18 protein-coding genes are annotated in these 24,573 nt (G+C 71.2%); 13 read left to right on the top strand and 5 right to left on the bottom strand.

Going from position 1 to position 24,573, the window contains the following annotated elements; translation table 11 throughout:
• Positions 1–369: 369 nt before the first annotated feature.
• Complete coding sequence (locus ACIO3R_RS24745) at positions 370–2,250, top strand: TolB family protein (RefSeq protein ID WP_385026798.1); 1,881 nt, start codon at positions 370–372, stop codon at positions 2,248–2,250.
• Between the two features lie 295 nt (positions 2,251–2,545).
• On the opposite strand, the gene ACIO3R_RS24740 is transcribed toward ACIO3R_RS24745, so the two are convergent.
• Positions 2,546–2,968, bottom strand: a complete 423-nt coding sequence (locus tag ACIO3R_RS24740) for a YjbQ family protein (protein ID WP_402108721.1) — start codon at positions 2,966–2,968, stop codon at positions 2,546–2,548.
• A gap of 92 nt (positions 2,969–3,060) precedes the next feature.
• Between ACIO3R_RS24740 and ACIO3R_RS24735 the strand changes: the two genes are divergently transcribed.
• The 6 genes from ACIO3R_RS24735 (at position 3,061) to ACIO3R_RS24710 (ending at position 8,449) form a co-directional block, all read left to right on the top strand.
• Complete coding sequence (locus ACIO3R_RS24735; protein ID WP_311307964.1) at positions 3,061–3,144, top strand: putative leader peptide; 84 nt, start codon at positions 3,061–3,063, stop codon at positions 3,142–3,144.
• A gap of 210 nt (positions 3,145–3,354) precedes the next feature.
• On the top strand, positions 3,355–4,257 hold the full coding sequence (locus ACIO3R_RS24730) for an ABC transporter permease (protein WP_385026791.1): 903 nt from the start codon (positions 3,355–3,357) through the stop codon (positions 4,255–4,257).
• Complete coding sequence (locus ACIO3R_RS24725) at positions 4,230–5,018, top strand: ABC transporter ATP-binding protein (RefSeq protein WP_402108718.1); 789 nt, start codon at positions 4,230–4,232, stop codon at positions 5,016–5,018. Before ACIO3R_RS24730 ends, ACIO3R_RS24725 begins: the two co-directional genes overlap by 28 nt.
• A gap of 40 nt (positions 5,019–5,058) precedes the next feature.
• Positions 5,059–6,087 carry an ABC transporter substrate-binding protein gene (locus ACIO3R_RS24720; RefSeq protein ID WP_402108716.1) on the top strand — a complete coding sequence of 343 codons (1,029 nt, stop codon included), beginning with the start codon at positions 5,059–5,061 and terminating at the stop codon, positions 6,085–6,087.
• A complete protein-coding gene (locus ACIO3R_RS24715) occupies positions 6,084–7,292 on the top strand; it encodes an LLM class flavin-dependent oxidoreductase (protein WP_385026782.1) in 1,209 nt (402 codons plus the stop codon). The genes ACIO3R_RS24720 and ACIO3R_RS24715 overlap by 4 nt, the downstream gene beginning before the upstream one ends.
• A 68-nt stretch (positions 7,293–7,360) precedes the next feature.
• Complete coding sequence (locus ACIO3R_RS24710) at positions 7,361–8,449, top strand: NAD(P)-binding domain-containing protein (RefSeq protein WP_402108714.1); 1,089 nt, start codon at positions 7,361–7,363, stop codon at positions 8,447–8,449.
• Positions 8,450–8,527: 78 nt separating this feature from the next.
• Here ACIO3R_RS24710 and mltG read toward each other — a convergent pair whose 3' ends face one another.
• From mltG to ACIO3R_RS24695, 3 genes are all read right to left on the bottom strand, one after another.
• Positions 8,528–9,376, bottom strand: coding sequence for an endolytic transglycosylase MltG (gene mltG, locus ACIO3R_RS24705; protein ID WP_385026779.1), 849 nt, complete (start codon positions 9,374–9,376; stop codon positions 8,528–8,530).
• A 212-nt stretch (positions 9,377–9,588) separates the two neighbouring features.
• Positions 9,589–10,734 (bottom strand): FAD-dependent oxidoreductase, encoded by a 1,146-nt coding sequence (locus ACIO3R_RS24700; RefSeq protein WP_402108711.1) that lies wholly within the window; start codon positions 10,732–10,734, stop codon positions 9,589–9,591.
• 167 nt (positions 10,735–10,901) lie between these two features.
• On the bottom strand, positions 10,902–12,707 hold the full coding sequence (locus ACIO3R_RS24695; RefSeq protein WP_385026773.1) for an ABC transporter ATP-binding protein: 1,806 nt from the start codon (positions 12,705–12,707) through the stop codon (positions 10,902–10,904).
• A 193-nt stretch (positions 12,708–12,900) separates the two neighbouring features.
• Here ACIO3R_RS24695 and ACIO3R_RS24690 point away from each other — a divergent pair, with 193 nt between their 5' ends.
• On the top strand, positions 12,901–13,344 hold the full coding sequence (locus ACIO3R_RS24690) for a MarR family winged helix-turn-helix transcriptional regulator (RefSeq protein ID WP_385026770.1): 444 nt from the start codon (positions 12,901–12,903) through the stop codon (positions 13,342–13,344).
• 42 nt (positions 13,345–13,386) lie between these two features.
• On the top strand, positions 13,387–16,326 hold the full coding sequence (locus ACIO3R_RS24685) for an FAD-binding and (Fe-S)-binding domain-containing protein (RefSeq protein WP_402108707.1): 2,940 nt from the start codon (positions 13,387–13,389) through the stop codon (positions 16,324–16,326).
• On the opposite strand, the gene ACIO3R_RS24680 is transcribed toward ACIO3R_RS24685, so the two are convergent.
• Entirely contained in the window at positions 16,317–17,063 is a 747-nt protein-coding gene (locus ACIO3R_RS24680) for a hypothetical protein (RefSeq protein ID WP_385037209.1), read from the bottom strand. The two genes, ACIO3R_RS24685 and ACIO3R_RS24680, sit on opposite strands and share 10 nt — an antisense overlap.
• 270 nt (positions 17,064–17,333) lie before the next feature.
• Here ACIO3R_RS24680 and ACIO3R_RS24675 point away from each other — a divergent pair, with 270 nt between their 5' ends.
• Genes ACIO3R_RS24675 through ACIO3R_RS24660 form a run of 4 tightly spaced genes read left to right on the top strand, consistent with a single transcriptional unit; the run spans position 17,334 to position 24,550 of the window.
• Entirely contained in the window at positions 17,334–19,184 is a 1,851-nt protein-coding gene (locus ACIO3R_RS24675) for an ABC transporter transmembrane domain-containing protein (RefSeq protein WP_385037212.1), read from the top strand.
• The gene (locus ACIO3R_RS24670) at positions 19,181–20,962 is read left to right on the top strand and encodes an ABC transporter ATP-binding protein (protein ID WP_385037214.1); all 1,782 of its coding nucleotides are present in this window, start codon (positions 19,181–19,183) and stop codon (positions 20,960–20,962) included. Before ACIO3R_RS24675 ends, ACIO3R_RS24670 begins: the two co-directional genes overlap by 4 nt.
• 58 nt (positions 20,963–21,020) lie before the next feature.
• On the top strand, positions 21,021–22,781 hold the full coding sequence (locus ACIO3R_RS24665) for an ABC transporter transmembrane domain-containing protein (protein ID WP_402108704.1): 1,761 nt from the start codon (positions 21,021–21,023) through the stop codon (positions 22,779–22,781).
• On the top strand, positions 22,778–24,550 hold the full coding sequence (locus tag ACIO3R_RS24660; protein WP_402108702.1) for an ABC transporter ATP-binding protein: 1,773 nt from the start codon (positions 22,778–22,780) through the stop codon (positions 24,548–24,550). The genes ACIO3R_RS24665 and ACIO3R_RS24660 overlap by 4 nt, the downstream gene beginning before the upstream one ends.
• Positions 24,551–24,573 lie beyond the last annotated feature (23 nt).

Here is a 24,573-nt window from a genome sequence, read left to right as displayed (position 1 = left end):
CTCCGCAGCCCAGGATTCCCACGAGACTTCGGCACGCCGGAAGGCCGGTCCTGCGTGTGAGTCACGGAACCGCCGATCAGGGTTGTCGGACAATTTGCAGCCCCCTGAACCGCCGCACGCATCGAGTGCCGTGTTTCTGCTGGATCTCTTGTGATCAGATTTCCTCGGTGTTACGTTCACGCCCAACTTGTTCGACAATCCATGCGACGGACGCATGGATTGACGAGTCGAGCGGCACCGGGTGCCCCAGCTGAGTCGCAGCCGGTGAGGCCCTCCCGCGGAGTCGGCGGATACGTCGTGCGCGGAGATACTCCCGTGCGGTCACGCGCCCTCCCCCAACGAAAGGACCGGACAGCGATGTCACCTGACATGAAGCGTCGAGCGTTCCTCACGGCCGGCGCGGCCGTCGCCGGAGTCGCACTCCTGCCCAAACCCTTCGCCGTGGCGGCAGCAGCCTCCGGCAAGAAGGGCGTGATGCTGATGAACCGAATCGGCCCGTCCTCTTCGACCCTGTACATAGCGAACGCTGACGGCTCCAACGAACGCGAGCTGCTGCAGAGCAAGGCGTTCGATCACCACGCCGCCTTCTCCGCCGACGGCGCGTCGGTGTTCTTCACATCGGAGCGCACCGGTGACGGAAACTCGTGCCTCTACCGCGCCAAGACGGACGGATCGGGCATCCAGCCCGTGGTGGTCAACTCCGCCATGAACGACTGGGCCATTCCCTCTCCGGACGGAAAGAAGGCGGCCTACGTATCCACGAGCGGGGACCACAAGACACACATCTGGCTGCTCGACCTGGCCACGAACAAGCGGACCAATCTGACGGGCACCTCGGCCCTCGCCGGCGATCCCGCGAGCCCCGACGGCCACTTCCGCCCGTCCTGGTCACCGGACGGCGAGTGGATCGCCTTCTCCAGCGACCGCAACACCACATGGCGGGGTCACGGCAACGGCACCGGCTGGGAGCACACCCAGGAGCTGAGCGTCTACATCATCCGACCCGACGGAACCGGCTTCCGCCAGGTGGCGACCCGGGACGGATACTGCCTCGGTTCGCCGAAGTGGTCTCCCGACGGCTCCCGAATCGTCTTCTACGAGATCACCGTCGAGGGAACCTGGGGCGCGCACCGGCCGGAGGCCATCGGCACCGTCGAATCCCAGATCGTGTCTGTCGATGTCGCAAGCGGCGCACGCGTCGAGCACACCACCGGCCCCAGCCTGAAGGTCGCGCCCCAGTACGTGAGCGCGAACGGGATCGGCTATCTCGTCAAGGGAGGAGCCGACGAAGGACTGGCGTACACCGGCGGCACACAGCTGCCGGTCAAGAGGGCCCTGCGGTCACCGGTCTGGTCGCCCGACGGAACGACGGTGATCTACGAAAAGCTCGACCACACGACGCGCACCCTCGACGAGCCGCTGCACAGCTGGGACCCGGACTGGGACTACCGCTTCTGCGACGTGTTTCCGGCACTGTCCAAGGACGGGCGCCTCGCGATCACCAGCAAGCAGCTCGGCAACTCCTCGATCGTCACCATGCGCCCGGACGGGTCGGACCAGAAGGTCGTCTTCGACACCGCCACCTCGGGTCTCGACCAGGTGATGGTCCAGCACGGGCTGGCCGGCGCGTTCCGGCCCACCTGGTCGCACGACGGCAAATGGATCGCGTTCGGGCTGGGCGGATGGTTCCAGACACGCGCGACCAGCAACGCCGTCCTGGTACGGGTACCAAGTGACGGCTCCTCGCACCAGGTGCTCACGGACGGTTCGACCAACGCCGGATTCCCGAGCTACTCGGAGGACGGCAACCGTCTCGTCTACCGCGTATGGGGCGAGGAAAAGGGGCTGCGCGTCCTCGACCTCAAGACGGGCACGACGACCGTCCTGACCACCGAGTCCGACAACTTGCCCGACTGGTCCCCGGACGGCAAGCTCATCCTCTTCACCCGCAAGACCAGCCCCACCAACTTCGACGTGTGCACCATCAAGCCCGACGGAAGCAACCTGAAGATCCTCACCAGCAGTGGGGCGAACGACGGCCACGCTGTCTGGAACTACGACGGCCGCATTCTCTACAACAGCGGCATGTACGGCTTCCGCGAGGAAGCCGCACTCTACGACGACACCTTCCAGCCCTACGGCCAGATCTTCAGCATGAAGTCCGACGGCTCGGACAACAGGATGTTGACGGACAGCCAGTGGGAGGACTCGATGCCGCTCTACCTCACACAGGATGTCCTCTGTCAGTGAGGGCAGCACGAGGTCGGCGACGCGAGAGCCCGCCCCGCGACCAATAGGGTCATGCTCAGGACACCTATGATCGCCTGTCGGGCCGCGACGCGGCGGGGGGCGTTCCCTGTCCCATGGACTGGCCGAAGCCCGTCCACCGCATCGCGTCACGCGGTGCCCGCCCGGAGGAACTGCGGCCGCGACCACCGCCCGCCGCAGTTCCTCGGACGGCATCTCCGTGCGCACATCACACACAGGCCTGGCGCACCCGTGACGGCAGTTCTGGTCCCGTCGCCCAGTCCGCCGACGCGACCCACTAGCCGAGGAAGCTCAGCCGCACCTGCCGGTCCGCGTTGTCCACGTTCGTGTCGACCAGGCACACCGACTGCCACGTCCCCAGCTCCAGCCTCCCCGCGATCACCGGCAGCGTTGCGTGCGGCGGTACGAAGGCCGGGAGTACGTGGTCGCGGCCGTGGCCGGGGCTGCCGTGGCGGTGCTGCCAGCGATCGTCGGCGGGGAGCAGTGTGTGCAGGGCGGAGAGGAGGTCGTCGTCGCTGCCCGCGCCGGTCTCCAGGACCGCGATCCCGGCTGTCGCGTGCGGTACGAAGATGTTGAGCAGGCCGTCCCGGCCCGCGGCGGCCCGGGTGAGGAACTGTTCGCAGTCGGCCGTCAGATCGGTGACCGTCTCCGTGGTTCCCGTGGTGATGTGCAGGACGCTGGTGGTGAAGGCGTTGGGCATGGCTTCATTCTCCTGCCCGTACGGCAGGATCGCGCGTCCACGTGCCGAGACACCATTGACCGTTTCCTTGAGGGATCGCTACCTTCAGCGCCATGTTCCGATCAGCTCTGCTCACTTCGCGCGGTCACATCGACCTGCTGCGGGTGGCCTCCGCCGCGTGTTGTCGCGGCTGCTGACGTTCTCTCAGCGCATTTCCCGTCAGTGACCGGGCGCGGGACGCCCGCACGCTCCTGACGACGTACGCGTCCTGCCCCACCTCTCCCGTCATGCTCGGCCCCGTCCGACGCCCGCGCCGGGTCCTCCGCGACCTCCGCCGGTGCGACGCGGCTGTCGCGTGCCCGGGTGGAGGGGCACGCCCCTCCCCATGAACCGCTCGTGGAGCCCTCATGACTCTCGACCATGCTCTCGCCCCACCCGGAATATCTCTTCAAAAACCGAAATCCGGCCCGTCGGAGGGTTCGGCCGGCCGCCGCCCGCTCGACCTGGAGCCCGTGATTCCGGCCGCCGCCCGCGGTGCGCGGCTGCGGAACGTGCCGCGGTGGCTCCGGCGCACCGTCGGGCCGCTGCTGCTGCTCGCCCTGTGGCAGGTGTTCAGCGCCACCGGTGTGCTGCATCCGGACGTACTGGCCTCGCCCGGCACCATCGCCCGCGCGGGATCGGACCTGATCGCCGACGGGACCCTGACCTCGGCGATGGCCATCTCGCTCCAGCGGGTGGCCGTGGGGCTGGCGCTCGGGGGCGCCGTCGGGACCGCGCTCGCACTGGTCTCGGGGCTCTCCCGGCTGGGCGAGGATCTGGTCGACGCGAGCGTCCAGATGCTGCGCACCGTTCCCTGGGTCGGACTGATCCCCCTGTTCATCATCTGGCTGGGAATCGGTGAGGCCCCGAAGGTGGCGCTGATCGCGCTCGGGGTGGCCTTTCATCTGTATCTCAACGTCTACGCGGGCATTCGCGGCGTGGATCCCCAACTCATCGAAGCAGGACAGTCGTTGGGGCTCGGACGCTGGGGTCTCGTGCGGCATGTGGTGCTGCCGGGAGCGCTACCCGGGGCCATGACGGGGCTGCGCTACTCGCTGGCGACCGCCTGGCTGGCGCTGGTGTTCGGCGAATCGGTCAATGCCGATGCCGGTATCGGCTTCCTGATGAACCAGGCCCGGGAGTTCTTCCGCACCGACGTCATCGTCGTCTGCCTGGTGGTCTACGCCTTCCTCGGCCTCGCCGCCGATGTCATCGTCCGCATTCTGGAAAGGCTGCTGCTGCAATGGCGACCGACGTTCACGGGCCAGTGATCACCCGCTCCCCCGCCCCGGCCGACGCACTGCCGGAGGCCGCCGTACGTGTCGAGGGGCTGACCCGCTCCTTCGACGGCCGGGCCGTCGTCGACGGGCTCGATCTGACCCTGCGTGCCGGGGAGTTCACCGTGCTGCTCGGACGCAGCGGATGCGGGAAGTCGACCCTGCTGCGGGTGCTCGCCGGCCTCGACCGGGAGATCCGGGGGACGGTACTGGTTCCCCGGCACCGGGCGGTCGCGTTCCAGGCGCCGCGGCTGATGCCGTGGAAGCGGGTCTGGCGCAACGTACTGCTCGGACTGCCCGGGAAGCCCGAACGCGCCGTGGCCGAGAAGGCGTTGGCGGAAGTGGGGCTCGCCGAACGGTCCGGCGCCTGGCCCCGGACGCTCTCGGGCGGTGAGGCGCAGCGTGCCTCGCTGGCCCGAGCGCTGGTCCGCGAGCCCGATCTGCTGCTGCTCGACGAGCCGTTCGGCGCACTCGACGCGCTCACCAGGATCAAGGCCCAGCAACTGGTGGCCGAGCTCTGGCAGCGGCGCGGCTGCGCCGTACTGCTCGTCACGCACGACGTGGACGAGGCGCTGCTCCTCGCCGACCGTGCGCTGGTGATGCGGGACGGCGCCATCGCGTACGAGACCCCGGTGGCTCTGGACCGCCCCCGTAATCCCGGCACCCCGGAGTTCGCCGCGCTGCGCACCCGGCTGCTCACCGAACTCGGCGTGGACACGGCTCCCGCGCCCGCCGAAACCACCTCAACCTCCTGAGGCTCCCGCACATCCCCCGTCCGGACCGGAGAGAGACGACATGAATCGCCGTACCCTGCCCGCGCTGCTGCTGCCCTTCGCCCTGCTGCTCACCGCCTGCGACGGCGCGACCTCCGCCTCCACGGCGAGCAGCACCGACGGCAAGGGCAGCGTCACGCTCGACATCGGTGACCAGAAGGGCGGTTACGAAGCCATCCTGCGCGCCTCCGGTGAGCTGGACGACCTCGACTACCGCATCAAATGGTCCACCTTCACCTCCGGCCCACCTCTTCTCGAGGCGGTCAACGCCGGGGCCGTGGACATCGGCGGGGTCGGCAACACCCCGCCGGTGTTCGCCGCCGGCGCCGGCTCCAAGGTCGTGGTGGTGGGCGCCACCCACGGTTCGTCGGCAGGTGAGGCGATCGTGGTCCCCAAGGACTCGCCGCTGCGGGACCCGGCCCGGCTCAAGGGCGCGTCGATCGCTGTCGCCCAGGGCAGCTCCGCCCATTTCCAGCTGATCAGTTCGCTGAGGAAGGCGGGGCTCAGCGTCTCCGACGTGAAGCTGAAATACCTTCAGCCGGCCGACGCGCTCGCCGCGTTCAGCCGCGGCAAGGTCGATGCCTGGGCGATCTGGGACCCGTACACCTCGCAGGTGCTGCGCGGCGGCAAGGCGCGGGTGCTGACCACGGGCGAAGGAGTCGTCAACGGTCTCGGGTTCCAGGTCGCCTCGCCCGCCGCGCTCAAGGAGCCCGGGAAGGCCAAGGCCATCGGCGATCTGCTGGTCCGGCTCGACCGGGCGCAGAACTGGGTGTTCAAGCACCCCGAGGCGTGGGCGAAGGTCTGGGCGAAGGAGACCGGGCTGCCCTACGAGGTGGCGCTGGACGCGGTGAAGCTGACGTACGGCACCCGGGTCCCCGTCGCCATCGATCCGGCCGCTATTGCCTCCGAGCAGGAGATCGCGGACACCTTCGCCGATCTGAAGCTCATCCCGCACCGCTTCGTCTTCAAGGACTACGTCGACACCCGCTTCAACCGCGACCTCCCCGCGTCCTCGACGACTCCCCGCTCGTACGGAAAGGCCTCCTCATGAATGTCCACCTGCACTGGTTCCTGCCCACGGGCGGCGACGGGCGCACGCTCGTCGACCGGCACGCGTACACCGACGGCGGGATCAAACGGGACCGGATCACTCCGGTCAGCGGGGTGCGCGCCCCCGACATCGAGTACCTGGCGCAGATCGCCAAGGCTGCCGAGCAGCTGGGGTTCGAGGCTGTACTGACGCCGACCGGGACCTGGTGCGAGGACGCCTGGCTGACGACGGTGGCGCTGGCCCAGCACACCGAGCGGCTGAAGTTCCTGGTGGCGTTCCGGCCGGGCGTGATCTCGCCGGTGCTCGCCGCGCAGATGGCCGCGACGTACCAGCGGATCACCCGGGGGCGGCTGCTGCTCAACGTCGTGACGGGCGGTGACTCCACGGAGCAGCGGAGGTTCGGCGACCATCTGGACCACGACCGGCGCTATGCCAGGACCGCGGAGTTCCTGTCGGTGGTGCGGGGTGCGTGGAGCGGTCAGCCGTTCGACTTCGACGGTGAGCACTACCAGGTGGAGGGCGGGCTGACGGCGCTGCCGCCTGACCCGTTGCCTGAGGTGTTCTTCGGCGGCTCGTCGGCGGCGGCAGGGCCGGTCGCGGCGCAGCACGCCGACGTCTATCTGACCTGGGGCGAGCCGCCGGCCGATGTGAAGAAGAAGATCGACTGGATCCGGGGGCTCGCCGAGGAGCAGGGGCGTACCGTCCGCTTCGGCATCCGGCTGCACACCATCTCGCGCGACTCGTCCCGCGAGGCGTGGGCGACCGCCGACCGGCTGCTCGGCGACCTCGACGCCGACACGATCGCCGCGGCCCAGCAGGCGCTGGGACGGAGCGAGTCGGTGGGGCAGCAGCGGATGCTGGCGCTGCACGGAGGCTCCCGCGACAAGCTGGAGATCGCGCCGAACCTGTGGGCGGGCGTCGGCCTGGTCCGGGGTGGTGCGGGCACCGCGCTGGTGGGCAGCCACGCGGAGGTCGCGGACCGGATCGAGGAGTACCACTCCCTGGGTGTGGAGCACTTCGTGCTCTCCGGGTACCCGCATCTGGAGGAGGCGTACTGGTTCGGTGAGGGAGTCACTCCGGAGCTCGCGGCCCGGGGGCTGCTGTCGACGGTCCCGGCGTCCCCGCTGTCGGCGGTGCCCGCGGCGAACGGCCGTCCGGCCTCCGCGCCGGGCGGGGCGCCGCTGCTGTTCGCCGGGGGACGCTGAGCCCTCCGCCGGACAGCGGGAAGATCCGCGGCCCCGCCACAGTTGGTAGAAGCGTGAACAATACCGGGGTGCACTCAGTGGATGTCGTGGTGATCGGCGCCGGACAGGCGGGTCTGTCCGGCGCCTACCATCTGCGCCGTACGGGCCTGGAGCCGGACCGCGACTTCGTGGTGCTCGACCACGCCCCGCGCCCCGGTGGCGCCTGGCAGTTCCGCTGGCCGTCACTGACCTACGGCAAGGTGCACGGTATGCATGCGCTGCCCGGCATGGAGCTGACCGGTGCCGATGACAGCAGGCCCTCCTCCGAGGTGATCGGCGCGTACTTCGACGCGTACGAGCGCGCCTTCGGCCTGCGGGTGCACCGGCCGGTCGAGGTGAGCGCGGTGCGCGAGGGAGACGGCGGGCGGCTGCTCGTGGAGACCTCCGAAGGTACGTACGGGACGCGGGCCCTGATCAACGCGACGGGGACCTGGGACCGGCCGTTCTGGCCGCGCTACCCGGGCCAGGACACCTTCCGGGGCCGTCAGCTGCACACGGCGAACTATCCGGGGCCCGCCGGGTTCGCCGGACAGCGGGTGGTCGTGGTGGGCGGCGGGGCCTCCAGTACCCAGCATCTGATGGAGATCGCCGAGGTGGCCGCGGACACCCACTGGGTGACGCGCCGGCCGCCGGTCTTCCGGGAGGGCCCGTTCGGCGCGGACGAGGGACGCGCGGCCGTCGCGATGGTGGCGGACCGGGTGCGGCGCGGGCTGCCGCCGCAGAGCGTGGTGAGCGTGACCGGGCTGCCGGTCACCGACGCCGTCCGGCGCGCCCGGGCGTCGGGGGTGCTCGACCGTCTGCCGATGTTCGACCGGATAACACCGGCCGGAGTCGCCTGGGACGACGGTCGCACCGTCGAGGCCGATGTCATCCTCTGGGCGACCGGCTTCCGGCCCGCCGTCGACCACCTCGCCCCGCTGAGACTGCGCGAAGCCGGTGGCGGCATCCGGGTGGAGGGGACACAGGCGGTACGCGACGAGCGCGTCCAACTCGTCGGCTACGGACCGTCCGCCAGCACGATCGGCGCCAACCGGGCGGGGCGGGCCGCCGCACGGGCGATCGGACGGCTGCTGGACCGGGCGGAGCCGGCTGCGGAACATACGGCCGCCGCGGCCTGAGCAGGTCGGGGCGGGCAGGCTGCCGGAGGTTTGGATGCGGCGGCCGTGGCACGCCGAAGTCGGGCGCCGCCCGGGTGCTCAGCCGTTGCCGGCGCTGCGGCGGTTGCGGTTGAACTCCGCGACGTTGCGCTGCTGCTCCGCGTAGTCGGCGGTGAATCGGGTGTCGCCCGGCGCGACGGTGACGAAGTAGAGCCAGGGGCCCGGGGTGGGGCTGATCGCGGCCACCATCGCCTGCTCTCCCGGATTGCCGATGGGTGTGGGCGGCAGCCCCTTGCGCTCATAGCTGTTGTACGGGCTGTCGATCTTCGTGTCGCCCGTGGTGGTGTCCAGGGTGCTGCGGTTCATCGCGTAGTTGAGCGTGGAGTCCATCTGAAGCGGCATGTCACGCGCGAGCCGGTTGTGGACGACCCGGGACACCTTGCCCATGTCCGGTGCGGTGTCCGCCTCGGCCTGCACGATGGCGGCAATCGTCACCGTCTGGTAGACGGTGACGCCGTTGCGCCGCGCGCCGGCCGTGATGTGGTCCGCGCCGAACCGTTTGACCGCCGTGTCCACCATGTAGCGCAGCAGGCTCTCCGGGGTCGTACCGGAGGTGACGGGGTACGTCGCCGGGAAGAGGTAGCCCTCGGGGTTGCCCTTCGCGGCGGCCGGCAGGGGCAGGTCCGCCGTGGCGACGGCCTTCTCCGCGGTGCCGGAGGGCTGGTCGAGAACCTTGTCCACGGCCTCGTACACCTGGGAGGCCCGCCACCCCTCGGGGATCACGAGGGACCGGGTCCGCTCGGTCGTCTTCTCCCTTGTCAGCAGCGGTACGAGTACGGCGGCGGCCACCACGAGGACGAGGACGGCGCCGACGAGCAGCGCCAGCCGGCCGCGCCGGGTCGGTCGGAGCTTGCGACGGGGCGGGGTGTCCGGGGACTCGTTCACCATGCGGGCACGCTATCCCGCACCGATCCTTCCGTCCGGCACCCCGCCTCCGGCGACACGCGCCCCGCGTGCGGGGCCCCACCTCGCCGCACCACAGAGGCCGAACACGCGAACAGGAGATCGGGGGGTCGCTTCGTGGATTGACTCATCCGACCGTTGTTCGATCAGGCGCCGTCGTGTGTGCCGCCCGCGCATGGGTCACCGCTTTCCCGCGTTCACTGCGCAACGAAGGAGGAGAACATTTCGATGAGCGGCTGCGGCGCGCGGTCGTTGAAAATCGTCTCCAGGCCCTCGGCGGACTCCTCTGCGCTCTTCCGGCTCCGCTCGAAGAGGGGTGCCTCGTAGGCGGCCAGGGCGGCTTCGGTGTCACCCGGGTGAGAGGCCAGCGCCCGGCCCAGGTCCGCGCCGTCGATCATGGCGAGGTTGGCGCCTTCGCCCGCGAAGGGGGACATCAGGTGGGCGGCATCGCCGAGCAGAGTGACGCCCGGGGTGCGCTTCCACTCGTGCCCGACGGGCAGTGCGTGGATGAGGCGCGGCACCGGCAGGCCGTCGCAGTCGGCGATCAGCCGGCGGAGGCCGGGCGCCCAGTCCTCGAAGTGCCCGGTCAGCGCGGCCCTGGAGGCCTCTGCGTCGGTGAAGTCGATCGTCGACAGCCAGTCCTCGGCCGCGCGCAGCGCGGCGTAGACGTGGAGGCTGCCGTCGGATTCGCGGTGCCCGAGGAATCCCCGGTTGTCGCCGAGCGCGAAGAACATGCCGCCGCCGATGAGTTCGGCGCATTCGGGGTGCCGGGTGTCGGCGTCGAAGAGGTCCAGTTCCACGAAGGAGATGCCGGTGTAGGAGGGGACGGCGTCGGAGAGCAGCGGACGGATACGGGACCAGGCGCCATCGGCTCCGACGAGCAGTCCCGCCGTGAAGGCGGTGCCGTCGGCGAGCGTGACCCGGTGCTGTCCGGCGCCGGCCGGCCCGGCACCGGTGATCCTGCTGCCCCAGCGCACGGTGTGTTCGGGCAGTGAGTCGAGCAGCAGGTCGCGCAGGTCTCCGCGGTCGATCTCGGGCCGGTCGCCCGCACCGTCGTCCGCTTGATCGAGCAGTACGCGGGCCCTCTTGTCCAGGACCCGCATGGCCTCGCCGCCGGGGTGGACCCTCTCCCGGAAGCGCTCGTGCAACTCGGCGGCGCGCAGGGCGGCCTGGCCGGTGTCCTCGTGGATGTCGAGCATGCCGCCCTGGGTGCGGGCGTTCCGGTCGGCCTCCAGATCGAAGACGGCCGCCTCGATCCCGTTGACGTGCAGGACGCGGGCGAGCGTGAGGCCGCCGAGACCGGCGCCGATGATCGCGACGGGGTAGTGGTGCGTGGTGCTCATGGTGGTACCTCCAGCTCGTGCGGGAATACCGGCCGCGACGTCTGGTGCACTGCGAGCCGGTCCCCCTCGACGGCAACAGAAGGGCGAGGGGCACACTCCCACCATAACGAACACGTTCGTAGCGAACAAGTTCGTTCCCGTGTATGGAGTACGTCCGGTCCCGCTGCTCAGCCTGTCGCGGGGGCCAGCTGGGTGTCCCTGCGGACCAGGGCGGCATAGCGCCCGTCCTGGTCGAGCAGCTCCTCGTGGCTGCCGCGCTCCGCGGTCCGACCGCCGTCCAGGACGACGATCTGGTCCGCGTCGCGCACGGTGGAGAGCCGGTGGGCGATGGTGAGCGTGGTGCGTCCGGCGGAGAGCGCGTCGATCGCTTCCTGCACGGCGAATTCGGTACGGGTGTCGAGGGCGCTCGTCGCCTCGTCCAGGATCAGCACCGGCGGGTCGCGCAGGATCGTGCGGGCGATGGCCAGGCGCTGCTTCTCCCCGCCCGAGAAGCGGTAGCCGCGCTCACCGACCAGGGTGTCGTAGCCGTCGGGCAGCGAGGCGATGTGATCGTGGATCTGTGCCGCGCGGGCAGCCGCCTCGATCTCCTCGTCGGTGGCCTCCGGCTTGGCGAAGCGCAGGTTCTCGGCGACGGAGGCGTGGAAGAGGTACGTCTCCTGGGAGACCACCCCGATGGCCCTGGCGAGGGTGTCGAAGTCCAGGTCGCGCACGTCGACGCCGTCGAGCGTGACGCGGCCGCCGGAGACGTCGTACAGGCGTGGCACCAGGTAGCTGAGGGTGGACTTTCCGGAGCCGGTGGGACCCACGACGGCCAGGCTGCCGCCGGCGGGCACGGCCACGTCGACGCCGCTGAGGACGGGGCCGCTCTTCTCGTCGTAGCTGAAGTCGACGTTCTCGAAGCGGATCTCGCCGCGGATCTTCTCCAGCCGGACCGGGTTCTCCGGCTCGGTGATGTCCACCGTGAGGTCGAGGTATTCGAAGATCCGCTGGAAGAGCGCGAGGGACGTCTGCATCTGCACCCCGGTGGAGAGCAGGCTCACGGCGGGCCGGAACAGGCCCTGCTGGAGCGAGACGAAAGCGACGAGCGTACCGATGGAGACGGCGGGTCCGCTGGACTGCAGGGTGATGCCCGCGGCCCAGTAGATGACGGCCGGCATGGCGGCCATGACGATACCGATCGTCGACATCCGCCAGCGTCCGGCCATGCTGGAGCGCACTTCGAGGTCGACCAGCCGTTCGGACTCCTCGGTGAAGCCCTTGGTGAGCGAGTCCGACCGGCCCATGGTGCGGCCGAGCAGGATGCCGCTGACGGAGAGCGATTCGGTGACGGTGGCCGCCATGGCGGCCATCTGCTTCTGCCGCTGGGTGGTGATCTTCTTGCGCTCCCGGCCGACCCGGCGGCTGATCCAGACGAAGACCGGCAGCAGGAGCAGCGAGACGACGGTGAGCCGCCAGTCGAGCGCGAGCATGGCGACGACGGTGGCGATGACCGCCGTGAGGTTGGAGACCAGCGAGGTCGCCGTCGAGGTGACGGTGGCCTGCATGCCTCCGATGTCGTTGGCGATCCGGGACTGGACCTCGCCCGTACGGGTTCTGGTGAAGAAGGCCAGCGGCATCCGCTGGAGCTGGGTGTAGACCGCGGTGCGCAGGTCATGCATCACGCGCTGGCCGACGGTGGTGGAGATGAGGGTCTGCAGCACGCCGAAGACGCTGTTCATCACGGCGGTGAGGATCATGCCGAGGGCGAGCAGCGAGAGCAGCCCGGTCCGCCCCTGGGGGATGGCGGTGTCGAGGATTTCGCGGAGCAGGAACGGGGAGGCGACCGACACCAGCGACGAGGCGCCGACGAGCAGTCCGACCACCGCGAGGCGGCCGCGGTACGGATGGAAGAGGCGGAAGATGCGGCGCAGCTCGGCGGGCGGCTGCTCGGCATCCTTGGGCGGGGGCGTCCACGTGGGTTCGTCGGGTTTCATGGGCTCCTTCGTCAGGCGTGCGGCAACAGGGAGGGAAGGCTGCGACCGCCTGCGACGGTATGCGCGTCAGCGGTCCGCGACGGTCCGGATCGACGGCCTGTCGGGATTTCGGTCCGTGACAGTCGAGCAGATAGGAGCATAGCTCATTGTTACCTATACTCACAATGAACCACGTCCTGATATTGTTCCCCGTATGGATTCCCCCGACCCCGACGGCCTGCTCGCCGAACAGCTGCTGCGGCTGACCCGCAGGCTCCAGCGCATTCAGAGCCGTCAGCTGGAGCCGGCCGGCATCACCCCCGCGCAGTTCCGGCTGCTGCGCACCGTCGCCCACTACGACGGTCCGCCGCGGATGGCGGATCTCGCGCAGCGCCTCGACGTGGTCCCCCGCGCCGTGACCACGCTGGTGGACGGTCTGGAGGCCAGCGGCCGGGTGCGCCGGACCCCCGATCCGGACAGCCGCCGGGTGGTCCGGATCGAGATCACCGACGAGGGCATCGCCACCCTCCGGTCGCTGCGCAACGGGCGCCGCGCTGCCGCAGAGGAGATCCTGGCTCCATTGACCGCCGATCAGCGCGAGGTGCTCGGCGGGCTGCTCACCGCTCTGGTCAACGGAATGCCGGAGCGCCGCTGCTGACCGGGCGCGAAGCACCGCGCCGAGCCGCCGAGGGGATCTCGAATGCCGCTGCTGGAGCCGAAGCCGGAAGCCCTGAGCCCCGGCGCGATGCGCAGCCCCACCCACGACCGGGTGACCGACGAGCGGGCGCCGGGCACACCTGAGCCGCTGCGGAGCGAGCTGACCGCGCTGCTGGGGCCGCGGAAGGTGCTGTGGAAGATCTCCGACCTGGTGAGGTACGCCTCCGATGCCAGCCCCTACCGGTTCGTGCCCCAGGTCGTCGTCGTGCCCGAGGACATCGACGACGTCTCGGCGATCCTGTCGTACGCGCGCGGCAAGGGCCGCGATGTCGTCTTCCGGGCCGCGGGCACCAGCCTCAACGGCCAGGCACAGGGCGAGGACATCCTCGTCGACGTACGGCACCACTGGGCCGGCATCGAGGTCCTGGACGGCGGCGCGCGGGCCCGCATCTCGCCCGGCACCACCGTCATGCGGGCCAACGCCACGCTCGCCCGGTACGGGAGGCTGCTCGGCCCCGACCCGGCCAGCGCCATCGCCTGCACGGTCGGCGGAGTCGTCGCCAACAACGCCTCGGGCATGACCGCGGGCACCACGCGCAACTCCTACCGCACCCTGTCCTCCCTGACCTTCGTGCTGCCCGGCGGGACCGTGGTGGACACCGCCGCCCCCGGCGCGGACGCCGACCTGGCACGGGCGGAACCGGAACTGTGCGCGGGGCTCCTCGCGCTGAAGGCGGAGATCGAGGCCGATGCCGCGCTCACCGCCCGGATCAGGGCCAAGTACGAGATCAAGAACACCAACGGCTACCGGCTCGACGCGTTCCTGGACGGCGCCACCCCCGTGGAGATCCTGCGCGGGCTGATGGTCGGCTCGGAGGGCACCTTCGGCTTCATCTCGGAGGTCGTCTTCGACACCCTGCCGCTGGACCGCCACCTCTCCACCGCACTGCTCTTCTTCCCCTCCCTCACCGCGGCGGCGGCCGCCGTCCCACTGTTCAACGAGGCGGGCGCCATCGCCGTCGAGCTGATGGACGGCAACACCCTGCGCGCCTCCGTCAGCGTCCAGGGCGTGCCCGCCGACTGGGCCGGGCTGCCGAAGACGACCGCCGCGCTGCTGGTGGAGTTCCGGGCCCCCGACGAGGCCGGCCGGGATGCGTACGAGCGGGCGGCGGCCGATGTCGTCCGCCGGCTGGAGCTGGTCCGGCCCGTCACCTCGGTGACCAATGAGTTCACCCGGGACTCCGGGACTATCTCCGGCTACTGGAAGGCCCGCAAGGCCTTCGTCACCGCGGTCGGCGGCTCCCGGCCGTCCGGTACAACACTGATCACAGAGGATTTCGCCGTCCCGCCCTCCCGGCTGGCCGACGCCTGCGACGCGCTCCTGACCCTCCAGGCCGAGCACGGGTTCGACGCCGCCGTCGCGGGCCACGCCGCCCACGGCAACCTGCACTTCCTGCTCGCCTTCGACGCGGCGAAGCCCTCCGACATCGACCGGTACGCCGCGTTCATGGACGACTTCTGCAAGATGACCGTGGAACGCTTCGACGGCTCCCTCAAGGCGGAACACGCCACCGGCCGCAACATCGCCCCCTTCCTGGAACTGGAATGGGGCCCCCGCGCGACCGAACTGATGTGGCGCCTCAAGCAGATCATCGACCCCGACGGGGTACTGGCCCCCCGGATCGTCCTGGACCGCGACCCCAGGGCCCACCTGCGCGGCCTCAAGACCATCCCCCGGGTCGAAGCGGTGGCCGACCCGTGCATCGAGTGCGGGTTCTGCGAACCGACCTGCCCCAGCCACGACCTGACCACGTCACCGCGCCAACGCATCGTGCTGCGACGGGAGATGATGCGGCAGCCGGACGGATCACCGGTGGAGACCGGACTGCTCGACGCCTACGGCTACGACGCCGTCGACACCTGCGCGGGCGACTCCACCTGCAAACTCGCCTGTCCGGTCGGGATCGACACCGGCGCCATGATGAAGGACTTCCGCCATCAGCGGCACTCCCCGCGCGAGGAACGGATCGCCGCGCTCACGGCGAAGAACTTCCGCGCCGTGGAGGCGGCGGCCCGGCTCGCGGTCGCGGCGGCGAGCCGGATCGACGACCGGCTACTGGAAGGCGTCACCGGTCTCGCCCGCCGGGCCGTGCGCCCCGATCTGATGCCCGCCTGGCTGCCGGAGATCCCCGGGGCCGCCGCCCGTGAGCTGCCGCGCACCTCCAGGGCGGGAGCGAGCGCCGTCTACTACCCAGCCTGCGTCAACCGCATCTTCGCCGGCCCCGAGGGGCAGCACGCGCCGTCCCTGCCGCAGGCCGTGGTCGCCGTGTCGGCGCGCGCCGGAAAGCCGGTCTGGATCCCGCCGGACACCGCCGGGACCTGCTGCGCGACGATCTGGCACTCCAAGGGGTACGACACGGCGAACGCCGTGATGGCCAACCGGATCGTGGCGGCGGCCTGGGGCTGGACAGCGGGCGGAAAGCTGCCGCTCGTCGTGGACGCCTCCTCGTGCACGCTGGGCATCGCCCATGAGGTGGTGCCGTATCTGACCGAGGACAACCGGGCGTTGCACCGCGAGCTGACCGTCGTCGACTCCCTCGTCTGGGCCGCCGACGAACTCCTGCCGGAGCTGACGGTGCTGCGCCGCGCCGGTTCCGCGGTCCTGCACCCGACCTGCTCGATGGAGCACCTGGGCGATGTGGAGCACCTGCGCGCGGTCGCCGAGGCCTGCGCGCGGGAGGTGGTGATCCCGGACGACGCCGCGTGCTGCGGGTTCGCGGGCGACCGCGGGATGCTGCACGAGGAGCTGACGGCCTCGGCGACCGCGAAGGAGGCCGCCGAGGTGAACACCCGGGAGTACGACAGGTATCTCTCCGCCAACCGGATGTGCGAGATCGGCATGGACCGGGCGACGGGCCGTTCGTACTACTCGGTGCTGATGGAACTGGAGCGGGCGACCCGGCCCGGTCCCGGTCAGGTCTGAAGGCCGGCGCGGTCGCCCATGACGACGACCGGGTGCTGCTTCGGGTCGAGGGTGCGCAGCAGTTTCTCCATGGCGGCCTTCGGCAGGCTCACACAGGCCGATGTGCCGCTGCCGTGGTCCATGTGCAGCCAGATGCTGCCGCCCTTGGACTGTCCCTCGGGACGTGTGGGGTCGTTGGGAGCGGTGCCCTTGACGCGGTTGTAGTCGATGGCGATGACGTAGTCGAAGTCGTGCCAGTGGGACTTGGCCCAGTAGTGCGGGGCCTGGATGGACGCGGTCTCCGTGTACGGGAGCAGGGCGCCCGGGTCGGGCAGCACACCGCCCGCGTCGGTGAGGCTGAAGACACCGACCGGGCTGCGCTTGTCGTCCTCGTGGTGGTCGGTGGCCCAGCCCTTCTTGCCGTTGTGGGCCTTCCATCCGGCGGCCTTGTCCCAGGTCGATCCGGTTCTGGTGTAGAGCACGACCGTGGAGTCCGCGGAGTTCCTGCCCTCGCCGTAGACGGCGACGACCTGACGGGAGTTGTCCGGGATCTGCGACTGCAACCGGTCGCCGACATCCGGAATGCGCTTCAGGTCGGTTGTCCGCGCCTTGTCCTTGTCCTTCGGCTTTCCGGCATCGGCCGACCGCGCGTCGCCCTTCTCCGCGTCGGATCCACCGCCGCACGACGTCAAGGTCGTGAGCAGGACACCGCAGGCGGCCGCCGAGACCACCACTCGTACCGCACCGGCTATATGCATTCGCCCATGGTCGCACTCCCTGGCGTGCGGCCCCGCCAGCCCGTGCGGGCCGCGGCGAATGCGTGCCGAATCTTTACTCCCGCACCCGCCGGTGCCTGCCGCTCGGCCGGCCGGGGTCCGTTCCCCGTCCGCTCTCCCGGCAGGTAAAAGGGTTTGCCGCGCCCCCGGCGGGACGCGAGGATTGGACGGTTTGGTCCCCCACACGCTTCTCCCCACGTGCTTCTGGAGGTTCCTCGCGGACCTCAGCTCCTTCCGACCTTTTGGGACGTCATGCAAATTCGCGATCTTCCGTACTCGGATCCCGGCGATCCCGACGTCCGGTCGGGCCCCCGCTTCCTGATCTGGCTCGGCCGCAGTCAGATCCGCGGACAGCTCAAGGCCATGTCATGGGGCCTGCTGCACCAGTGCTCCATCGCCGGGCTGCCGCTCGGCGTCGGGTTCGCCGTCCAGGCGGTCGTCGACCGGTCCGGCGGGCGGCTCGCGCTGGCCGGTGGACTGATCGCGGTTCTCGGCGTACTGATCTCCGTGGGCGACACCATGCTGCACCGGACCGCCGTCACCAACTGGATCACCGCCGCCGCCCGGATCCAGCAACTGCTGGCCCGCAAGACCGCGGAGCTCGGCTCGGCGCTGACCCGCCGGGTCGCCGCGGGCGAGGTCGTCGCGGTGTCGACAGGCGATGTGGAGAAGATCGGCTGGTTCGTCGAGGCGCTCTCCCGTTTCGCCGCCGCCGCCGCGGCCCTCGTCATCGTCTGTGCCGGGCTCGTCCTCTATCTGCCGTCGCTGGGCGTGCTCGTGGCGCTCGCCATGCCGCTGCTCGCCCTGGGCGTCCTGCCGCTGCTCCCGCGCGCCACCCGCCGCGCCGACTTCCAGCGCGAGAAGGCGGGCAAGGCCACCGAACTGGCCTCGGACACCGTGGCCGGGCTGCGCGTCCTGCGCGGCATCGGCGGCGAGGAACTGTTCCTGGGCCGCTACCGGCGTGCCTCGCAGGAGGTCCGCAAGGCAGCCGTGCGCAGTGCGCGGATGTGGTCGCTGATCTCCGCGATCCAGGTCCTGCTGCCGGGCATCCTGCTGATCTCCCTGGTCACGTACGGGGCCGCGCTGGCCCGCGACGGGAAGATCGACGTCGGGCAGCTGGTGACGGTGTACAGCGCGGCGACGCTGCTGCTGTTCCCGCTGCGTCACTTCGAGGAGATCGCCATGGCGTACTCCTTCTCGCGGCCGTCCGCGCAGCGCGCGGTCCGGGTGCTCTCGCTGAGCCGGGTGGCCCGGCCGTCGACGGTCGACGCCTCACCCACCGGGGATCTGTACGACCCGGTCAGCGGACTGATGGCGCCCGAGGGCCTGTTCACCGCGGTGGTCTGCGGCGATCCGGACGAGGCCGGGCGGCTCGCGGACCGGCTCGGCGGCCACGCCCAGCCGGAGGTGACGAAGGACGGTGCCGCCGAGGACGGGACGGCGGACCACGAGGTGCCGTCCGTGCTGCTCGGCGGTGTCCCCCTGGACGAACTGGACCTGGACGCGGCCCGGACCGCCGTTCTGGTCCAGGACAAGGACCCGGTGCTGCTCTCCGGCACCCTGCGCGAACTGCTGGACGTGCCGTCGTCCGGCCGGGTGACCGCCGGGGACGCGCTGTCCGCCGCGCAGTGCGACGACGTCCTGAACGCGCTGGCACAGGCGTCCGTGGACGCGGACGGCGATCCGATGAACACCCGGATCACCGAACGCGGCCGGTCGCTCTCCGGTGGCCAGCGCCAACGCCTGGCCCTGGCCCGGTCGCTGGTGACCGACCCGGAGGCGCTGGTGCTCGACGAGCCGACGTCCGCCGTCGACTCGCACACCGAGGCCCGGGTCGCCGCGGGTATCAAGGCGCTGCGCAAGGACCGTACGACGGTGGCCTTCGCCTCGTCCCCGCTGCTGCTCGACCTGGCGGACCGGGTGGCGCTGGTCCACCGGGGCACGGTGGTGGCCGTCGGCACCCACCGTGAACTGCTGCGCGGCGAACCGCGTTACCGGGCCGTCGTCACCCGCGAGACCGATGACGAGATCCCGGACCGGCCGCGCAACGACGAAGCGATCCACGCGATCGACACCATCGAGGAAATCGAGGAGCGCGCATGACCGGCGTCGCACCACCGGCCTACGACCCGGCCGCGCCCGAGTCGGCCACCACCCTGCCGGTCGGCACCCCCACGACCGTACGGACGTACGCCAGGGAACTGATCCGGCGCCACCGGTGGCCGTTCACCGTGGTCACCCTGCTCAACACGGTCGCGGTGGTCTCCTCGATCGCCGGACCGTACCTGCTGGGAGGGCTCGTCGAGGACCTGTCCGACGGGGTGACAAACCTCCATCTGGAGCGCACCGCCGCGGTGTTCGCCGTCGCGCTGATCGTGCAGACCGTGGTCACCCGGATGATGCGGCTGCGCAGCGCGATGCTCGGTGAGGAGATGCTGGCCGATCTGCGCGAGGACTTCCTCGTGCGGTCGGTCCGGCTGCCGCCGGGTGTGCTGGAGCGGGCCGGGACAGGAGATCTGCTCTCCCGGATCACCACGGACATCGACCGCCTCGCCAACGCGATGCGCGAGGCCGTGCCGCAGCTGGCCATCGGTGTGGTGTGGGCGGGGCTGCTCCTGGCCGCGCTCACCGTCACCGCTCCCCCGCTGGCGCTCTCGGTGCTCATCGCGCTGCCGGTGCTGATCGTCGGCTGCCGCTGGTACTTCCGCCGGGCGCCGTCCGCGTACCGCTCGGAGGCCGCCGGTTACGCGGCGGTCGCGGCCGTGCTCGCGGAGACGGTGGACGCCGGGCGGACCGTGGAGGCACACCGGCTGGGTGCGCGCCGGGTCGCGCTGTCGGACCAGCGGGTCAAGGAGTGGACGGCCTGGGAGCGGTACACGCTCTTCCTGCGGTCCGTGCTGTTCCCCGTCATCAACGCCACGTACGTGACGATCCTGGGCGCGGTCCTGATGCTCGGGGGCTGGTTCGTGATCGAGGGGTGGCTCACCGTCGGGCAGCTGACGACGGGTGCGCTGCTCGCGCAGATGATGGTCGACCCGATCGGTCTGATCCTGCGCTGGTACGACGAGTTGCAGGTCGCCCAGGTGTCGCTGGCGCGTCTCGTGGGGGTCCGCGAGATCGAGCCGGACGCGGGCGACGCGACGGTGGCGCCGGACGGGCGTGATGTGCGCGCCGACGAGGTGCACTTCGGCTACCGGGCCGGTCTGGACGTGCTGCACAAGGTGTCGCTCGACGTCGCTCCGGGCACCAGGCTGGCGCTGGTCGGCCCGTCCGGTGCGGGCAAGTCCACGCTGGGACGGCTGCTGGCCGGGATCTACGCCCCACGTACCGGTGAAGTGTCTTTGGGAGGCGCGCAGTTGTCGGAGATGACCGCGGAGCGGGTGCGTACGCATGTGGCGCTGGTCAACCAGGAGCACCATGTGTTCGTGGGTTCGCTGCGGGACAACCTGTTGCTGGCCCGTGCCGGTGCCGGGGACGCGGAGCTGTGGGCGTCGCTGGCCGCGGTCGACGCGGACGGCTGGGCCACCGCGCTGGACGAGGGGCTGGACTGCGAGGTCGGCTCGGGCGGTGTGGTGCTCACGCCCGCGCAGGCGCAGCAGATCGCGCTGGCCCGGCTGGTGCTGGCCGATCCGCACACGCTGGTGCTGGACGAGGCGACCTCGCTGCTGGACCCGCGCGCGGCCCGCCATCTGGAACGCTCGCTGGCCCGGGTGCTGGACGGCCGTACGGTCGTGGCCATCGCGCACCGGCTGCACACGGCGCACGACGCGGATGTGATCGCGGTCGTCGAGGAGGGCCGGATCAGCGAGCTGGGCAGCCATGACGAACTGGTGGCGGCGGACGGCGCGTACGCGGCGCTGTGGCGGTCCTGGCACGGCTGACCGGAGTGGGGCGGTCCCCGGATCCACCGGCTCTCCGGGGGTCGTTAGGGTCGGGTACATGGCAGATTCCTATGTGGATCCCGGGACCCCTGACTGTCGCAGCGCGCTGCGGTACCTGTGGTGGCTGGTCACCAGCCAGGGCCGCCGGATCGCCGCCGGCGCGCTGCTCGGCAGTGCCTGGATGGTCTGTCTGACGCTGCCGCCGTACCTGCTGTCGCGCGCCATCGACGACGGGCTGGAGCCGGGGCGGTGGCCGGCGCTGGCCGGCTGGGTCGCGGCGCTGCTGGGTGTGGGGGTGCTGAACGCGTGGCTGGCCATCATGCGGCACCGGACGATGACCAGGGTGCGGCTGGACGCCGTCTTCCGTTCCGTGGCGGTCGTGGTCAGGCAGGCGACCCGACTGGGCGGGGCGCTGCCGCGCCGGGTCACGGCCGGGGAGGTCGTCACGATCGGGTTCCGCGATGTCGCCGTGATCGCCGGCACCTTGACCATCACCGGTCCCGGGGTCGGCGCGGTCCTCGCGTATGTCGTCGTGGCCGTGCTGCTGCTGACCGTCTCACCGCTGCTCGCCGTGGTGGTGCTGCTGGGGGTGCCGCTGCTCGTGGTGCTGGTCGGCCCTCTGCTGTGGCGGTTGCAGGGTGTCGAGGCGGCGTACCGGGATCAGCAGGGCGGGCTCGCCGCCCGTTTCGAGGACATGGCCAAGGGCCTGCGCGTCCTCAACGGCATCGGCGGCAAGGAGGTGTACGCCGAGCGCTACCGGCTCGGTTCGCGCGCCCTGCGGGCGGAGGGGTACCGCGTCGGTGCGGTGACCAGCTGGATCCAGGCCCTCGGTGTCGGCCTGCCCACCCTGTTCCTCGGCGCCGTGACCTGGCTGGCGGCCCGGATGGCGGCTCAGGGGACCATCACCGTCGGCGAACTGGTCGCGGTCTACGGGTACGCGGCGGTGCTGGTGGTGCCGGTCACGTTCTTCATCGAGGGCGGCTACGACCTCAGCCGCGGCCTCGTCGCCGCCCGCCGGGTCATCCGGTTCCTGGTCCTGGAGCCCGACTCCGCGGGCGGGGAGGCGACTTCGGACGCGCCCGGCGCGCCGTCCACGCTCCATGATCCGGAGTCCGGCGTCGAGGTGGTGCCCGGCGGGATGACCGCACTCGTCAGCGCCCGGCCGTCGGACTCCGCGGCGGTGGTCGACCGTCTCGGCCGGTTCGTGGAGTCGGCCGCGACCTGGGACGGGATACGCCTCGACGAGATCGACCTGACGCGGATCCGGCGGCGGATCCTGGTCGCGGACAACGAGGCCGACCTGTTCGCCGGACCGTTGCGCGAGGTGGTCTCCGGAGCGCTGGACCGGGACGAGGAGACCATCGGGCGCGGCGTCCACACGGCCGTGGCGCAGGACATCGTCCGCGGTCTGCCGGACGGGCTCGACTCGCGGATCGACGCGCAGGGCCGCAACCTCTCCGGCGGGCAACGGCAGCGCGTCCGGCTGGTCCGCGCCCTGCTGGCCGATCCCGAGGTGCTCCTGGCCGTCGAGCCCACCTCGGCGGTCGACGCACACACAGAGGCGGCCGTCGCGGCCCGGCTGCACGCCGCGCGGTCCGGCCGCACCACGGTCGTCACCAGTACCTCACCGCTCCTGCTGGACCGGGCGGACACCGTGTACTACCTGGTCGACGGCTCCGTCGCGGCCGTCGGCAGCCACCGTGAACTCCTGGCCGGGCTGCCCGGGTACCGCCGCCTGGTGTCACGCGGGACGGACGGGGACGGCCCCGTCCGCCCGGACGAAGGCACCGTCCCGCCGGCCCGGGAGGCCATGCGATGACCGCCGGCCCCCAGGCGTCCGACCGGGCCCTGCCCGTCGCCGACCCGTCACGGGTACGCCGGGCGGCGCTGCGGCTGATCCGCCTGGACGGCCGTGCCTTCGCCGCCATGATCGCCCTCAACGCGCTCGCCGCCGGGGCCGGACTCGCCGGCCCGTGGCTGCTCGGCCGCATCGTCGACGAGGTCAGGGCCGGCGGAGGGGTGGCCGCGGTGGACCGCCTGGCGCTCACACTCCTCGCCTTCGCACTGGCTCAGCTGCTGCTGGCCCGGTACGCCGGATACGTCGGGCACCGCTTCGGCGAGCGGACTCTGGCGCGTATCCGGGAGCAGTTCGCGGAGCGGGCACTCGCGCTGCCCGCCGCGGTCGTCGAGCGGGCCGGCACGGGCGACCTGATGGCCCGGGGCACCACCGATGTCGCCGCGGTCGGCGCCACCCTCCGGGATGCCGGGCCGGACGTCCTCATCGCCGGGGTCCAGGCGCTGTTCATCCTCGGAGCGGTCTTCGTGCTCGATCCGCTGCTCGGCGCGTGCGGTGTGCTGGGTCTGCTCGGCATCTGGTTCGCCGCCCGCTGGTATCTGCGCCGGGCGCTCTCCGCGTACCTCGACGAGGGAGCCGCCAACTCGGCCCTCGCCGAACAGCTCGCGGCCACCGCCGCCGGCGCCCGTACCGTCGAGGCCCTGGGGCTGGGGCAGCGCCGCGTCGCCGCGTCCCAGGAAGCGATCGAGCGATGCCGGAGCACCCGGAACCGGACCCTCCTCCTGCGCAGTGTGCTCTTCCCCGCCGTGGACATCTCCTACGTCATCCCGGTGGCCGGCGTCCTGCTGATCGGCTTCGCGCTGCACGACCACGGCGCGATGAGCCTCGGCGCGGTCGTCGCCTCGGCCCTGTACCTGCGGCAGCTGTCCCAGCCCCTGGACACCGTCCTCCAGCGGATGGAGGAACTCCAGAGCAGCAGGGCCTCCTTCGCGAGGGTGGAGGGCCTCGGCCCGGAGGTGCGGTCCCCTTCGCCCGGCTCCGTCACTCCTGACGGCGACCGGATCGACGTGGCCGGTGTCCACTACGCCTACGACGACGGGGCCGATGTCCTGCACGGTGTCGACCTGACGGTCAGGCCCGGCGAGCGACTGGTGATCGTCGGCCCCTCGGGCGCCGGAAAGACCACGCTGGGCAGACTTCTGGCGGGCATGGACACGCCGCGGGCCGGCTCGGTGACGGTGGGCCGGGTCCCGGTCGCCGGACTGGACCCCGACGTGCTGCGCCGGCACGTCGTCCTCGTCACCCAGGAGCACCACGTGTTCCTCGGCACCGTGAGGGAGAACCTGCGGATCGCCTCGGCCGGCGCCACCGACGCCGAACTGCACGCGGCACTCGCCGCCGTCGGCGCCGAGTGGGCCGATGAGCTGCCGGACGGCCTGGACACCGATCTGGGCCAGGGCGAGCACCGGCCGGACGGGGCCAGGGCGCAGCAACTCGCCCTGGCACGTGTGGTATTGGCCGATCCGCACACCCTGATACTCGACGAGGCCACCGCACTCCTGGACCCGAGGACCGCCCGGCACACGGAGCGCGCGCTGGCCGCCGTCCTCGAAGGCCGGACCGTCATCGCCATCGCGCACCGTCTGCACGCGGCGCACGATGCCGACCGGGTGGCCGTGATGGAGGACGGCCGGATCACCGAACTCGGCTCCCACGACGATCTGGTGGCGGCCGACGGCGCGTACGCCATGCTCTGGCGCTCGTGGCACGGCGAGCGGCCGCCTTCCCCCTGAACCGGCGCAGCCGGGGGCGGGCG

It is taken from the genome of Streptomyces sp. NPDC087428 (assembly GCF_044744085.1).
Classification (GTDB): Bacteria; Actinomycetota; Actinomycetes; order Streptomycetales; family Streptomycetaceae; genus Streptomyces.
This window is presented reverse-complemented; position numbering and strand designations above follow the sequence as displayed.

Bases quoted from the DNA above. Each gene is read 5' to 3' on its own strand.
- ACIO3R_RS24695 (WP_385026773.1), bottom strand. From the start codon at position 12,707: ATGAAACCCGACGAACCCACGTGGACGCCCCCGCCCAAGGATGCCGAG.
- ACIO3R_RS24715 (WP_385026782.1), top strand. From the start codon at position 6,084: ATGAATGTCCACCTGCACTGGTTCCTGCCCACGGGCGGCGACGGGCGC.
- ACIO3R_RS24735 (WP_311307964.1), top strand. From the start codon at position 3,061: ATGTTCCGATCAGCTCTGCTCACTTCGCGCGGTCACATCGACCTGCTG.
- ACIO3R_RS24730 (WP_385026791.1), top strand. From the start codon at position 3,355: ATGACTCTCGACCATGCTCTCGCCCCACCCGGAATATCTCTTCAAAAA.
- ACIO3R_RS24670 (WP_385037214.1), top strand. From the start codon at position 19,181: ATGACCGGCGTCGCACCACCGGCCTACGACCCGGCCGCGCCCGAGTCG.
- ACIO3R_RS24745 (WP_385026798.1), top strand. From the start codon at position 370: ATGAAGCGTCGAGCGTTCCTCACGGCCGGCGCGGCCGTCGCCGGAGTC.
- mltG (WP_385026779.1), bottom strand. From the start codon at position 9,376: ATGGTGAACGAGTCCCCGGACACCCCGCCCCGTCGCAAGCTCCGACCG.
- ACIO3R_RS24690 (WP_385026770.1), top strand. From the start codon at position 12,901: ATGGATTCCCCCGACCCCGACGGCCTGCTCGCCGAACAGCTGCTGCGG.
- ACIO3R_RS24680 (WP_385037209.1), bottom strand. From the start codon at position 17,063: ATGCATATAGCCGGTGCGGTACGAGTGGTGGTCTCGGCGGCCGCCTGC.
- ACIO3R_RS24685 (WP_402108707.1), top strand. From the start codon at position 13,387: ATGCCGCTGCTGGAGCCGAAGCCGGAAGCCCTGAGCCCCGGCGCGATG.
- ACIO3R_RS24700 (WP_402108711.1), bottom strand. From the start codon at position 10,734: ATGAGCACCACGCACCACTACCCCGTCGCGATCATCGGCGCCGGTCTC.
- ACIO3R_RS24660 (WP_402108702.1), top strand. From the start codon at position 22,778: ATGACCGCCGGCCCCCAGGCGTCCGACCGGGCCCTGCCCGTCGCCGAC.
- ACIO3R_RS24665 (WP_402108704.1), top strand. From the start codon at position 21,021: ATGGCAGATTCCTATGTGGATCCCGGGACCCCTGACTGTCGCAGCGCG.
- ACIO3R_RS24720 (WP_402108716.1), top strand. From the start codon at position 5,059: ATGAATCGCCGTACCCTGCCCGCGCTGCTGCTGCCCTTCGCCCTGCTG.
- ACIO3R_RS24740 (WP_402108721.1), bottom strand. From the start codon at position 2,968: ATGCCCAACGCCTTCACCACCAGCGTCCTGCACATCACCACGGGAACC.
- ACIO3R_RS24675 (WP_385037212.1), top strand. From the start codon at position 17,334: ATGCAAATTCGCGATCTTCCGTACTCGGATCCCGGCGATCCCGACGTC.
- ACIO3R_RS24725 (WP_402108718.1), top strand. From the start codon at position 4,230: ATGGCGACCGACGTTCACGGGCCAGTGATCACCCGCTCCCCCGCCCCG.